Genomic DNA, 14,212 nt, shown 5'->3' on the forward strand with positions numbered 1-14,212 from the left:
ATGTATTATTTTTGCATACTTATGCTATTGCTAGCATTTGGTTGAGCTTAATTCACGACATCTTTTTAATGATTAAGCAAGAAATATGCCATAACTTTATTTAGCGTTTTTTACCGATAAAAAGGATAATAATTAGCGCAAGTAATAGAATGTAATAAAGATAGTTTCCCCATCTTGCATACGGCGTAAGTCCGATACTTGGATTAAGCGTTGTCGTGAGCGTTGTGGTTTCAAACTGTGGGATTTGATTACTGATTAGACCTTGCGGAGTAATGACGGCTGTAATACCGTTATTTGTACTTCGCAGTAGTGTTCGGCCAAATTCCAATGCTCTTGCTCTGGCCATTTGTAAATGCTGCCAAGGTCCAATACTATCGCCAAACCAAGCATCATTGGAGACAGTTAATAAAAAGTCAGTATTCCCATCAAAGTTTTGTAAGATGAGATCAGATAAAACCACTTCATAGCAAATCACCGTTGAAAAGCGGAATCCTTTCATGACCAATGGTTTTTGGATAGTTGGGCCAGATGACATTGATGACATTGGAATATTTAGTATCGATGCTATCGGTTTTAATAATGACTCTAATGGCGTGTATTCGCCAAATGGCACCAAGTGATGTTTGAGATAGCGGTTTGTAGTTGGATATTGATAAGGCTGAGTATCGCCCAATACAATTAATGAATTATAAATCTGAGTTTGATCCGCTTGACGGACAAGATCAATAATGCCGACGGCAACCGCTGTATTATTGGCTATTGCCAGCTCATCAAGCGATATGAGGTAACTTTGTTGATTGATCTCTAAATCAGTGATCGCCGCTTCCGGCCAAATAACGATATCACTTGTCTTAATATGCTGCTGAGTTAAATCACTGTATGTTTGACGTGTGGTATTTAATTGTTCTCTACTCCAGCGTATAGACTGGGGGATATTACCTTGTACCAACGAAATATTAGCTTGACGAGTGCTATCAATCTGTGTCCAATGAATCGTTTTGAACCAAAATGAGGCGGTAAATATCACTATTATGGTGCAAATGGCACTGTAAATATGCCACTTACCACACATATTATAATGCTGCCAATTTATGACAATTCGGTAATATACATAGGCAAAAATACCACTACAAATGGTAAAAGTCAGTGTCACACCATTAATACCTAGAATTGGAAATAATCCGCCTAAAGGCGATTCTAATTGGCTATAGCCAAATATTAGCCATGCAAAGCCATTTAATAATGTACCGCGAATATATTCGGTGAGCTGCCAAAATAATGGCGCTAAAATGATAAACTGTTTAAATGAGTAAGGCTGACAGTGTTTTCTTAATAGCCGCAATAATAGCGCAAATATCATGGGGTATAATGCAAGATATGCAACCAATAGGAACAAGATACCAATTGATAAGATAGTTGGAACATCACCGTATTGTTTAATACTAATATAAACCCAGTGAACCCCAGATAAAAAATAACCAAAACCCCAACTAAATGCGACCAATGCAGTTTGTTTGGCTGTTTGTTGATTGATAAATAACAAAAGCCCAACGAATGAGATAAACGCAAGTGGCCAGTAGTCAAAAGGGGAATAGCTAAAAACCGCTATTCCACCGAAGATAAAACTTAGCAGGCATTTTATGGATAATTTTTGTCTCATTCGTGCTCGGTATGTTCTAAATCAGGTTCAGCAGCACCGGTTGGTAAAGTGACATGCAATTGAATAATGCGACGTTTATCGACCAAAACAACTTTAAATTGGTAGCCTTTTATCGTGGTTGTTTCACCTTTGACAGGTAAGCGGCCAAATTGCTGCATGACTAATCCGCCAACAGTATCGACGTCTTCATCACTAAAGTTTGTATTAAATATTTCATTAAAATCTTCTATATTGGTCAGTGCGCGAACAGTATAGACAAAAGGGGCTAGTTTACGAATGTCACGATCTTCAATTTCGTCATACTCATCCTCTATATCACCAACAATGAGCTCTAACACGTCTTCAATTGTCACTAGACCGGAAACGCCACCAAATTCATCAATTGCGATTGCCATGTGATACCGATGCATACGGAACTCTTTTAACATATGATCAACACGCTTACTTTCGGGCACCACAACTGCGGGTCTAAGAATTTTTTTGATATCAAAAGATTCACTGCCTTGTTTCATAAACGTGAGTAAATCTTTAGCCAGCAAAATGCCTTCTATGTGATCACGATCTTCACTAATGACCGGATAGCGAGAGTGACCGTATTCAAAAATGATATCTAAACATTCATCAAGCGTGTAATTGACTTTGATAGGTACAATTTGAGTTCGAGGAATCATAATATCGCGAACACGTTGTTTGGCTATTTCCATCACCCCTTCAATCATATCTAAGGTATCTGGAGCAATGAGCTTGTTTTCTTTGGCATCGCGAATAAGTTCGATTAGTTCGTCTCGATTTTGCGGCTCGGAATTAAATAATTGACTTAACCATAACGTAAATCCTTTTTTTGATCTCCGGTGATTGTCATCATTCATCTTACTATTTTTCCTTTCAAATTATTACGTTAATGTTATATAGATAGCACTGAAAATAATATCAATATCATGAAATTACTGCAAGATGCAAGTTAGATAATTTATTGGGATGTGACTGGAATATGCCGAGTTAAATAGAGTAAAACTAGGCATATTGTATCGGGTTTTAATAAGGATTATCAAATCCGAGTTGTGCCATGATTTCTATCTCAAGGCTTTCCATCTCTTCTGCTTCATCATCTTCGATATGATCATAACCGAGTAAATGCAGGCAACCATGTACGATCATGTGAGCCCAGTGCGCAGATAGCGATTTATTTTGCTCTTGTGCTTCTTGCTCAACAATTTTTTTACAAATTACTAGATCACCGAGTAACGGCGTTTCGATCTCAATTGGCGACTCAAAGGGAAATGACAACACATTAGTTGGTTTATCTTTATGTCGATAAGTGTGATTCAACTGCTGGCTTTCATCGGCATCAACAATTCGAATCGTCAATTCAGCATTAGCCATAAAAGGTGGCAAAATGACGTTTAACCACTGATTAATCTGCTGCTCGCTAGGCAGATTATCATCATTTTCAGTGGCAATTTGTAGATCTAAAATAATAGTATCCATATGAATTATTCTCGATGATAAGGATGATTGGTTGTGATACTCCACGCCCGATAAAGACTTTCAGCGACAATCACTCTCACCAGCGGATGCGGTAGGGTGAGTGGCGATAGTGACCAACTCTGATGCGCTGCGGTTTTACATGATGGGGATAAACCTTCAGGGCCACCAATTAATAAACTGATATCACGGCCATCGACTTTCCATTTTTCAAGCTGCATCGCAAGCTCTTCAGTTGTCAGTGGTTTACCGGGAATATCTAATGTAACAATACGAGTGCCTTTGCCACAAGCGGCAAGCATTTGCTCGCCTTCTTTATCTAAAATACGAGTGATATCGGCATTTTTCCCTCGTTTACCTGCGGGTATTTCAATCAATTCAAGAGGCATATCTTTAGGAAAACGAGAACAATAATCATCAAATGCTGTTGTAATCCATTTCGGCATTTTGGTTCCAACTGCGATAAGCTGAATTTTCATACTTAACTAAGCCCAAAGCTTTTCAAGCTCATAAAGCTGTCGGCTTTCAGCTTGCATGATGTGTACGATCACCGTATCCATATCAACGACAACCCAATCTGAATCGCTTTTGCCTTCGCTACCTAACACTAAATGCCCTTGCTTTTTGGCTTCATCGACGAGATGCGAAGCGATTGAACTGACATGGCGATTGGATGTGCCTGTACAGATAATCATGAAATCAGTAATGCTGGACTTGCCTTGGACATCAATAGTAACAATGTCTTGAGCTTTTAAATCATCGATTTTATCAATAATGAAATCTTGAAGTGACTGCTGCAAAATAACCCTCTTATCATATATATAGTTTCTTATTAATTATAGCATATTTCTAGCACATAGAGTAGGTTGAATACGGTGTTAAATCAGATATTTGTCAATTTTAATTGTGTATTTTTGCATCCTGTCAGGAAAATTTGTACTATTCTTTCAAACTCAGTCAGCTTACAAGTGTTCATTTCTTATCAATTTATTTGATGATCAACTTACTTAATTGAAAGGTAAAGAAGATAAAATTGAGCAGGGAATAATAATTATTGTTGTTCAGCTTACAAGTGTACGCTATAATTGCTACAAATTTATATATGTAGTCTATTATATTTAATAAGCGGAGCTTTAGGTTAATGAAACGAGTTGTAATAACAGGATTAGGTATTTTATCCAGTATTGGTAATAACAAACAAGAAGTATTAGATTCACTTAAAGTTGGAAAAAGTGGAATTACTTTCTCGCAAGAAATGAAAGATAGCGGAATGCGCAGTCATGTTTGGGGTAATGTAAAATTAGATACAACCGGATTAATTGATCGTAAAATTGTTCGTTTCATGAATGATGCCTCTATATACGGCTACCTAGCAATGCAACAAGCAATTGAAGATGCGAAATTAACACCTGAACAAGTGTCTAATCCACGAACAGGTTTAATTGCTGGATATGGTGGTTCAACAAAAACACAGTATGCTGTTGTTTCAGGCATGAAAGAAAAGGGATTGCGTGGTGTTGGACCATATGCGGTGACCAAGTCGATGTCATCGGCAATTTCTGCTTGTCTTGCTACGCCGTTTCAAATTAAAGGTGTTAGTTACTCAATGACTTCCGCTTGTGCAACATCCGTACACTGTATCGGTCATGCTGCTGAGCTAATCCAATTAGGTAAACAAGACGTAGTTTTTGCCGGTGGCGGTGAAGAACTATGCTGGGAAATGTCTTGTGAATTTGATGCTATGGGCGCACTGTCAACCAAATATAATGATACGCCAGAAAAAGCATCACGCGCTTATGATGCCAACCGGGATGGGTTTGTTATTGCTGGTGGTGCTGGTATGGTTGTGGTTGAAGAACTTGAACACGCACTTGCTCGTGGCGCTCATATCTATGGTGAGATTGTTGGTTATGCAGCAACTTCTGATGGTTATGATATGGTTTCACCTTCAGGTGAAGGTGCTTTACGTTGTATGCAGCTAGCGGTTGCTGATGTCGATACGCCAATTGATTACATTAATACTCACGGCACATCAACACCGGTTGGTGATGTGAAAGAGTTATGGGCGATTAAAGAAGCCTTTGGTGATAATATTCCGGCAATTTCATCGACTAAATCAATGACCGGTCACTCTTTAAGCGCAACGGGTGCGCAAGAAGTGATTTATTCTCTGCTTATGCTAGAAAATAATTTCATTACGCCAAGTATTAATGTTGATGAACTCGACGAAGCGGCAAAAGATATGAATATTATTACTCAGCCAACTGAGCGAGAACTAACGACGGTTATGTCGAATAGTTTTGGTTTTGGCGGTACGAATGCCGCAATTGTGCTACGAAAATTAGCCAAATAATGGTTGTTTAAAAATATGATAAAAGGGGCTTAATTAAGCCCCTTTTTACTCGACATTACATGATGATATGATCTGACGGTTATAATACTTTACTTAAAAATAGCTTGGTTCGCTCATTTTGTGGATTATTAAAGATTTGTTCTGGTGGACCTTCTTCTTGAATAATACCTTGATCGATAAAAATCACACGGTTAGACATTTCTCTGGCAAAGCCCATCTCATGGGTCACAACAATCATTGTCATGCCTTCACGTGCAAGGGATTTCATTACAGCAAGCACTTCACCGACTAATTCGGGATCAAGTGCTGAAGTGGGCTCATCAAATAACATCACTTCAGGATCCATCATCAGTGCCCTAGCAATCGCAACTCGCTGCTGTTGACCGCCGGATAATTGCGAGGGGTAAGCATCAATTTTATCGATAAGGCCAACTTTATTGAGTAGGGATTCGGCTTTGGTGATTGCCGAAGCTTTGCTTATTTTTTTGACATCCATTGGCGCGAGAATTAAGTTATCTAACACCGACATATGTGGAAATAGGTTGAAACGTTGGAACACCATGCCAACGGTTTCGCGCAACTTATTTAAGTTAGTTTTAGGATCGTGAACGTTGAAACCATTAACGGTAATTTCACCAGATGAGATCTCTTCTAGCGAATTGATGCAGCGTAAAAAGGTACTTTTACCTGAACCCGATGGCCCAATAATGGAGATAACCTCTTTTTTGCTGATATCGCAAGAGATGCCTCGCAATACGTGAGTCTGCCCGAACTGTTTTTGTAAGTTATTAATGTGAATCACTTTTGCCTAACCTTTTTTCCAGATACTGAACGAGTAGTGATAATAAAAATGTCATAGACCAATATACAACTGAGATAACTAGATACGGTTCGCCGTATACACCATAAGCCGCGCCAGCAGTTCTGGCGGCAAATGCCAACTCAGCCAGCCCAATTGTTGCGCCTAATGACGAGTCTTTTAAGATCGCAATCGCATTATTACCTAAAGGTGGTAGCATGCGTTTAAATGCTTGAGGGAGAATCACTTTACACATTGCACTGTTGTATGACATACCTAATGAACGTGCGGCTTCCATTTGACCTTTATCAATCGATTGAATACCGGCTCTAAATATTTCGGAAATATACGCACCCGCATTTAAGGTGATCGCAATAACACAAGATATGAATGCGCCGTATTGAGAACGCAGCATACGCGCCGTTTCTGCTGAAATTAAGCTATCTGAAACCAGTAAACCATCTCTTGGATTAATTAAGTAAGGCATCAAGGCAAAATGAACCACCATGATTTGTACAAACAGTGGTGTACCTCTAAATGCACTGACATAAATTCGCACTGGCCACTGGACACACAAATAAAGCGCGTATTTCCAAAAACCATGTCTGGCGTGAGCAGTTCGGCCAATGCCCAGTATTAATCCCCATAGGGTACCTAACACCACGCAAAAAACAGTACATTTGAGCGTCATTATTCCACCCTCTATAAAAAGAGGGTAGTAATCTTTGATAATATCCCAATTAAAAGTCATAAAATCGTTTAAGCCCGATGAGTTTATTGTTCAAATGGTAAGACAGGCACGTTATTATCGAACCATGTTGTGTAAATATTAGCGTAGGTACCATTAGCGATAATTTTTTTCAATCCATCATTTAATTTATCTTGTAATTCTTGGTTACCTTTTGCAACGGCAATACCAAAATATTGTTGTTCAAAATTATTGTCATAGACGAGATCAAAATCTTTGCCTGGATGCATTTTGATATAAAACTTAATGACACCGACATCACCGACCGCAGCATTAATGCCTTCTTCATACAGCTCTTGTAATAATAGTGGCGTATTATCAAAGCGTTTGATTGCCGTGCTATTTCTACCTAAAATTTTTGATACGACCACATCTGCCGTGCTGCCATTTACCACACCAACACTATAGCCTTTTAGGTCTTGTATATTGCTAATCGGTGAGGATTTTTGCGTGACAATCACTTGCTCTGCGGGGAAATAAGGCAGAGTAAAATCAACTGATATTTTACGTTTATCGGTAATTGTAATCCCAGAAATAATAATATCGCGTTCGCCATTATCTAATGTAGCAAAAATCCCTTCCCATGGCGTATTAATTAGCTGGATATTGAATTGTTCAACTTCAGCAATTGCTTTAATGATATCAATATCAAAACCTTCTAGCTCTTTTTGGCTATTTTCATATTCAAATGGTCGGTAAGTTCCACCAGAACCAACTACATAAGTCGGAGTTGCCGCATTCGCTATTGCCATTAAATTTAAGACTAAAAAGAGGCTCGCAATAATTCTAAAATACATATTTATTCCTTTTATATGCATAAAAATGTAATTGAATATAAAGATAATTTCGTTTTATTGCAAGGGAATTTATGTTTTTATTCGACGGTTTAAGTTTAATGAATTGAATAATAATGCTTTAATTTTAAATTAAAATTTAATTTAAAAATTATAAGGGAGCGTTTGAGATTTAAAATTAAAGTGTTAAATTGCATATTAACTCAATCCAATTTAAGCATAAGTTTTATGATCGTTATAATTACTCATTGTGTTCATTATTAAGTAGGTGAAATTATAGCCTAATTTATTTACTACTATAACTTGGAAATGGATTTAGGCACATTTATATATTTTTCGGCAGTTGAAATGTGTAATAAAACGAGATTAATTTGAATAATTTTGTTTTCTGGTTTATTTTATTCAGTTGAATTTACTGATATAAGCACGATATTTTGAGGAACGCTATGCAGCCATCATTTAAAGAAACACAACAACGAATTTCGTTTGTTAAATCCTATTTTGCACAACAGCTTGCTGAGAAGCTATCGTTGATCGAAGTACAAGCGCCAATTTTAAGTCAAATTGGTGATGGTGTTCAAGATAATTTATCGGGTAGTGAGAAAGCTGTCCAAGTTAAAGTTAAGTGTATTCCTGATGCCAGTTTTGAAGTAGTACATTCACTGGCAAAGTGGAAACGTAAAACATTAAGCGTAAATCATTTTGCTATAGGTGAAGGCCTTTATACTAATATGAAAGCCTTAAGACCTGATGAAGATATGTTATCGCCTATTCATTCCGTGTATGTTGATCAATGGGATTGGGAAAAGGTGATTGCACCGCAAGATCGCACGATCGCATTTTTAAAATTAACGGTTGAAAAAATCTATCAAGCGTTAAAAACAACGGAAGCGGAAGTGGTTAAACAGTACGGTTTAACACCATTTTTACCACAAACTATTACCTTTATTGATAGTGAGAGTTTATTAAAACGCTATCCGACCTTTTCAGCCAAAGAGCGCGAGAATGCGATTGCTAAGGAGTTTGGTGCAGTATTTATTATTGGTATCGGTGGTTTACTGTCTAATAACGAGAAACATGATGTCAGAGCGCCTGATTATGATGACTGGAGCACGCAAAATGAAGATGGTCACTTTGGTTTAAATGGTGATATTATTGTCTGGAATCCGGTATTACAAAGTGCGTTTGAAGTTTCTTCAATGGGGATTCGAGTCGATCCGCGAGCATTAGAAAAGCAGTTAGCATTAACCCATGATCAAGAGCGTTTAAAATTTGATTGGCATAAAGCATTAATGCACGGTGATTTATTGCAAACAATTGGTGGTGGTATTGGTCAGTCAAGATTAGCGATGCTATTATTGCAATTGTCTCATATTGGTCAAGTCCAATCGAGCGTTTGGGACGAAAAAACGAAACAGCAGTATCATCATTTATTATAAGTAAATTAGATATTATGATGATAAAAAAGGGCGCTAATTAGCGCCCTATGAATTGGATGATATTATTTTATATCAGAACAATTTAAACAGTATATATAACGGTTTTGAGGATCACTTAGATTATCCCAAAACGCAATATGTTGTTGTAATTGATTAGAAATGGGTAATTGATTATAAATCAATTGCGCTAACGATTTTGGTAAAATGGCAGAATAATCACTAAATAAGATTGCAAACAAATCGCTTTCTTTTTTCGGCCAGTCGAGCTGATAGTCAGATAACCCGGCTAATGATGCAGCTTTAGTTACGGCATCGTCAAAGTCGCCGAGTTCATCCACCAAACCTAATTCTTTTGCTTCCTCACCTAACCAAACTTGACCTTGAGCAATTTTATCAACGTCTTCATAGGTCATATTGCGCGATTCTGCCACTAGTGAAATAAAATTGTCATAACCATATTCAATATTCATTTGGATTAAGTCATTCGCTTCCGGAGACAGATTTTGAGCAATATTCATGCTAGCAAGCGGCGAGGTTGCAACCCCATCAGTATAAATGCCAACCTGAGCTAAAGTATTTTCAAATGTTGGAATAATACCGAATATGCCAATCGAACCGGTTAAGGTATTGGGATTGGCAATAATATAATCCGATTGCGTGGCAATCCAATAGCCGCCAGATGCTGCCATTCCCCCCATTGAGACAACAACCGGAATATCTTGTTGTCGTAGCGCTGCAATTTCACTTCTAATGGCTTCTGACGCATATACACCACCACCTGGGCTATTAATTCTTAATACCACAGCACGGATATTTTTATTTTTTCCTAATTCTTGTAATTGTTTAACAATACTGTCACTACCCGCCACATTGTTGGCACTTTGCCCTGTTGCAATTGTGCCATCAATAAAGACAACGCCAATAAGTGGGGTGGCCATGTCCATTTCGCCTCGCTGCTCAGCAGACGAAGACATTTTTGTTGGATTCAGTCGATAGTCATATATACTTAATTCAGGTGCAGCATCAAAGGCTTTATTAAGCAATTGATCTGCTTGATGCGATGAAACCACATTATCAACAATGCCATTTTCTAACGCGTATTCACTGATATTGCCCGATACAGCTTTTAAACGTGATAGCATGATATTTGGCGCTGGAGATAAATTATCTGCTTCCTCATCTCGGTTTTGAGCGATATCATTAAGGTAGTTACGCCACATCGTTGATAGCCATCGGGTAGTATTTTCTTTGGCAGCGGGAGACATATCATCTCTTAAAAATGGCTCAACCGCTGATTTATAAGTTCCTACACGAAATACATGCGTATTAACTTTTAAGTTATCAAGTAAGGATTTAAAATAGAAGTTATTAGTGGCAAAACCATATAGTGAGACACTACCTTGGTTGATTAAGTAAATTTTATCCGCAATACTGGCCAGATAATATTGCTTTTGATCGAAGTTACTACCGACAGCATAGATAGGTTTACCTGCATTTTTGAATTTTTTGAGATATTCAGTGACGTACTGTAAGTTAGGTAAATCTCCCCCGACAAAGTTATCTAATTTCAAAATCATCCCTGTAATATTCGGATCATTCGTTGCTTGGTCTATCTTCTGGGTTAACTCAAATAAGCTATTTTGTAATTTTAAGTCTGGCTTATTATTGTTCATTTTTTTACTTAACTTATAAAAGTCTTGTTTATAAGGTGTTGAGTCAACAATGACACCTTCAAGATCGAGTACTAGTACGCCAGATTGTGGTGTATTATTTATACCATCAGGATCACTGACTAAGCCAATAATACTCACCACGGATAAAATCAGAATAATGAAAATAAGATTTAAAATAACTTCTCTGGTGATATTTAAAATTTTCCAAATACCTTTAAGTATTTTACCCATCGAGCGCCAAAAATACATAGTCAATCCTTTTATGAAGAGTGGATAGATTTTTATTTATATAAAGATTAATCGTTGCCGCCGTCTTTATTACGTTTTTTGAAATACTGTTTATCTTCCCATCTAAGACACGTTAATTTACCCCCCCAACAGCAACCAGTATCAAGAGCGTAAATATTGTCAGGGGTACCTTTTCCTTTCAATGAAGCCCAATGACCAAAGGCGATACTATATCGCTCTGGAATTTTGCTAGGTAATAAAAACCACGGTTTTAATTTACTTGGTGTTTCTTTTGGTGAATCTTTACAATAAAAATCAAGGCGTCCATCAGCATAACAATACCGCATACGAGTAAAGGCATTAGCGATGTAGCGTAGACGTTCTAATCCTTGTAAATTCTCACTCCATGAATCAGGAAAATCACCGTACATCGCATCAAGAAATAACGGATAAGTATCACTTGATAACACTGAACTTAAATCGTTGGCGCATTTTAATACGGTAGGTAGATCCCATTGTGGTGAAATACCTGCATGTGCCATGATAAGTCCTAAAGGCTCATCGACTTGTACCAATGGCTGGCGTCTTAACCAATTGATTAGTTCATCACAATCTGGTGCTGTTAGGATATCATTGATATGATCTTTTTTATGACTTTTGCTAATACCTGCATAAACGGCTAATAAATGAATATCATGATTACCCAATGTTAAGCGTATTTGACTGCTATATTGTTTAACAAATCGAAGTACATCTAAAGATTGGGGGCCTCGGGCAACTAGATCACCTGTTAACCAAATCGTGTCATCATGGCTAAAATTAGCTTTTTCAAGAACGCGCATTAACTCATTATAACAACCATGTACATCACCAATGAGCAAATTTGACATGGTTAACTACCTAAATCGGTATGTGCATTAGCGAGTTGGCAGTATTGTTGTACTGTTAAATTTTCTGCACGTGAATCAAGATTAATGCCAAGTTCAGTAAGTTGTTCGGGAGTAAAAAACTGACATAAACTATTTCGAATCGTCTTTCTACGCTGATTAAAGGCAGCGGTAGTGATGCGTGATAATGATTTAATGTCATTAACAACATAGGGCATATTTTGATGTGGAATTAATTTTACAACTGCAGACTCGACCTTAGGTGCTGGTTTAAATGCTGTTGGCGGCACTTCTAACACCGGAATGATTTGACAATAGTACTGCGCCATGACACTCAAACGGCCGTAAGTCTTTGAATTTGGTCCAGCAACAAGGCGGTTAACGACCTCTTTTTGTAACATAAAATGCATATCACTTATAGCATGTGTAAATTCAAAAAGATGGAACATTAATGGGGTTGATATGTTATAAGGTAAATTGCCGAACACTCTTAACGGTTGCTGCATCTTAGCTGATAATTCTGTAAAATCGACGGTCATTGCATCTTGTTCTATGACTGTCAGTTTATTTTTTAAGAAGGGATTTTGCTGTAGTCTAGCGGCTAAATCTCTATCAATCTCGATTACGGTTAAGTGATCAATGCGATCACTTACCGGTAATGTTAATGCTGCTAGACCGGGGCCAATTTCAACTAACGCTTGATCATTTTTGGGCTGTATTGCAGCAACAATATTTGCAATGACGGATTCATCATGTAAAAAGTTTTGGCCAAATCGCTTACGCGCAAAATGACCTTGATGTACGCGATTATTCATTATTCTTTATCTTCACTCATAATTTTCACGTAAGCATCACCTCTAAGCTCCTGAATCCAAACTTGTAGTTCTTCGGTGAATTTACGATTAAAGATTAAACGATAGGCTTGATCTTTTTGTGCCATATCCGTTTTATCAACATTTCTGCTACCAACTAATTCGATTAAATGCCAACCAAAGGAGGATTTAATCGGTTGACTCAATTCACCTTTTTTAAGTTTTAATAGGGCACTTTTAAACATTGGATCGTAACGATCGGGATCATTCCAACCCAAATCGCCACCTTTTTCCGCTGATCCAGGATCTTCGGAATAGGTTTTTGCTGCGGCGTCAAAGGTGGTTGTTCCACTAGTAATTGCTTGACGGATATCAAGTAGTTTCTGTTTTGCCATGTCATCATTTACTAGTGCGTTGGTTTTAATTAAGATATGCTTGGCATCGACTTCTTTGATGGTCACCGCTTTGGCTTTTTCTGCACGCGTATCATCCACTTTTAATATGTGATAACCGACTCCAGAACGTAATGGGCCAATAATATCGCCTTTTTGAGCACGTACTAATCTTTCTTCAAAAATGGTTGGTAACTCGTTAAGCTTATGCCAGCCCATACTACCGCCTTTTAATGCGTTCTCATCATTTGAATAGGTTGCTGCCAGTTTTGCAAAACTTTCACCATTTTTTAGTCGACTAATAACTTCTTTTGCTTTCGCAGTCGCACTCTCTACTTGTTGTTTTGTTGGATTTTCTGGAATTGCTATCATAATATGACTAATACTAATTTCAAGATTATTCATCGGTTGCTTAGCAATCGTATCGGCCAACGTATCAACTTCTTTATCACTGATGTTAATCCGTTGTCTTACCGCATTCATGCGAGCACGATCAATTAGCATTTCATTACGAATACGCTCTCGATATCCTGAATAATGAACACCGATGCTTGACAAATAACCTCTAAGTTCATCAACAGTCATGCCATTACCTTTAGCAATACCGCTGATTGTTGTGTTTAACTCGTCATCGCTGACTGTAATTTTTGCACGACTCGCCTGTTGTAAAATCAAGTTATCGACGATTAATCGCTCAATGATTTGATGTCTTAACGTGGCATCATCAGGCAAATTTTTAGGATCTGCACTTGATTTTACACTGCTTAGCATTTCATTAACATCACTGGTCAAAATAACATTATTGTTCACTATGGCAGCCACACTTTCAACGATGCGGGGCGCAGCGTGGATACTGGTTGATAAACATAATGTAATAAACATAACGGGCAATAATTTTTTGATCATATTGAGTATTCTTAGTCTGTTATTTATACTTGATTA

At 37.7% G+C, this 14,212-nt stretch carries 14 protein-coding genes; 2 read left to right on the forward strand and 12 right to left on the reverse strand.

Translation table 11 applies throughout. From position 1 onward, the window contains the following. Nucleotides 1-100: 100 nt before the first annotated feature. The 5 genes from lnt to rsfS form a co-directional block, all read right to left on the reverse strand. Nucleotides 101-1,660 (reverse strand): apolipoprotein N-acyltransferase, encoded by a 1,560-nt coding sequence (gene lnt, locus DES39_RS01575; protein WP_121144017.1) that lies wholly within the window; start codon nt 1,658-1,660, stop codon nt 101-103. After that, the gene (corC, locus tag DES39_RS01580; protein ID WP_121144018.1) at nt 1,657-2,529 is read right to left on the reverse strand and encodes a CNNM family magnesium/cobalt transport protein CorC; all 873 of its coding nucleotides are present in this window, start codon (nt 2,527-2,529) and stop codon (nt 1,657-1,659) included. The genes lnt and corC overlap by 4 nt, the downstream gene beginning before the upstream one ends. A 166-nt stretch (nt 2,530-2,695) precedes the next feature. Then, a complete protein-coding gene (gene ybeY, locus DES39_RS01585; RefSeq protein ID WP_121144019.1) occupies nt 2,696-3,148 on the reverse strand; it encodes an rRNA maturation RNase YbeY in 453 nt (150 codons plus the stop codon). Nucleotides 3,149-3,153: 5 nt separating this feature from the next. Next, nucleotides 3,154-3,624, reverse strand: coding sequence for a 23S rRNA (pseudouridine(1915)-N(3))-methyltransferase RlmH (rlmH, locus tag DES39_RS01590; RefSeq protein WP_121144020.1), 471 nt, complete (start codon nt 3,622-3,624; stop codon nt 3,154-3,156). 6 nt (nt 3,625-3,630) lie between these two features. Then, the gene (gene rsfS, locus DES39_RS01595; RefSeq protein WP_121144021.1) at nt 3,631-3,948 is read right to left on the reverse strand and encodes a ribosome silencing factor; all 318 of its coding nucleotides are present in this window, start codon (nt 3,946-3,948) and stop codon (nt 3,631-3,633) included. 338 nt (nt 3,949-4,286) lie between these two features. Between rsfS and fabB the strand changes: the two genes are divergently transcribed. Then, nucleotides 4,287-5,498 (forward strand): beta-ketoacyl-ACP synthase I, encoded by a 1,212-nt coding sequence (fabB, locus tag DES39_RS01600; RefSeq protein WP_121144022.1) that lies wholly within the window; start codon nt 4,287-4,289, stop codon nt 5,496-5,498. 79 nt (nt 5,499-5,577) lie between these two features. Here fabB and DES39_RS01605 read toward each other — a convergent pair whose 3' ends face one another. From DES39_RS01605 to DES39_RS01615, 3 genes are read right to left on the reverse strand one after another with little or no spacing between them, the layout of a single operon-like run. Next, entirely contained in the window at nt 5,578-6,300 is a 723-nt protein-coding gene (locus DES39_RS01605; RefSeq protein WP_121144023.1) for an amino acid ABC transporter ATP-binding protein, read from the reverse strand. Next, on the reverse strand, nt 6,287-7,048 hold the full coding sequence (locus tag DES39_RS01610; RefSeq protein WP_121144024.1) for an amino acid ABC transporter permease: 762 nt from the start codon (nt 7,046-7,048) through the stop codon (nt 6,287-6,289). Before DES39_RS01610 ends, DES39_RS01605 begins: the two co-directional genes overlap by 14 nt. Nucleotides 7,049-7,071: 23 nt before the next feature. Beyond that, nucleotides 7,072-7,842 (reverse strand): basic amino acid ABC transporter substrate-binding protein, encoded by a 771-nt coding sequence (locus tag DES39_RS01615; RefSeq protein WP_121144025.1) that lies wholly within the window; start codon nt 7,840-7,842, stop codon nt 7,072-7,074. A gap of 443 nt (nt 7,843-8,285) precedes the next feature. Between DES39_RS01615 and asnA the strand changes: the two genes are divergently transcribed. Beyond that, nucleotides 8,286-9,278, forward strand: coding sequence for an aspartate--ammonia ligase (gene asnA, locus DES39_RS01620; RefSeq protein ID WP_121144026.1), 993 nt, complete (start codon nt 8,286-8,288; stop codon nt 9,276-9,278). 62 nt (nt 9,279-9,340) lie between these two features. Here asnA and sppA read toward each other — a convergent pair whose 3' ends face one another. From sppA to surA, 4 genes are read right to left on the reverse strand one after another with little or no spacing between them, the layout of a single operon-like run. Continuing rightward, nucleotides 9,341-11,200, reverse strand: coding sequence for a signal peptide peptidase SppA (gene sppA / locus DES39_RS01625; protein WP_121144027.1), 1,860 nt, complete (start codon nt 11,198-11,200; stop codon nt 9,341-9,343). A gap of 47 nt (nt 11,201-11,247) precedes the next feature. Then, on the reverse strand, nt 11,248-12,069 hold the full coding sequence (apaH, locus tag DES39_RS01630) for a bis(5'-nucleosyl)-tetraphosphatase (symmetrical) ApaH (RefSeq protein WP_121144028.1): 822 nt from the start codon (nt 12,067-12,069) through the stop codon (nt 11,248-11,250). 2 nt (nt 12,070-12,071) lie between these two features. Further along, nucleotides 12,072-12,881 (reverse strand): 16S rRNA (adenine(1518)-N(6)/adenine(1519)-N(6))-dimethyltransferase RsmA, encoded by an 810-nt coding sequence (gene rsmA, locus DES39_RS01635; RefSeq protein ID WP_121144029.1) that lies wholly within the window; start codon nt 12,879-12,881, stop codon nt 12,072-12,074. Next, nucleotides 12,881-14,203 carry a peptidylprolyl isomerase SurA gene (surA, locus tag DES39_RS01640; RefSeq protein ID WP_342773778.1) on the reverse strand — a complete coding sequence of 441 codons (1,323 nt, stop codon included), beginning with the start codon at nt 14,201-14,203 and terminating at the stop codon, nt 12,881-12,883. Before surA ends, rsmA begins: the two co-directional genes overlap by 1 nt. Nucleotides 14,204-14,212: the final 9 nt, after the last annotated feature.

The organism is Orbus hercynius (assembly GCF_003634275.1).
GTDB lineage: Bacteria > Pseudomonadota > Gammaproteobacteria > Enterobacterales > Orbaceae > Orbus > Orbus hercynius.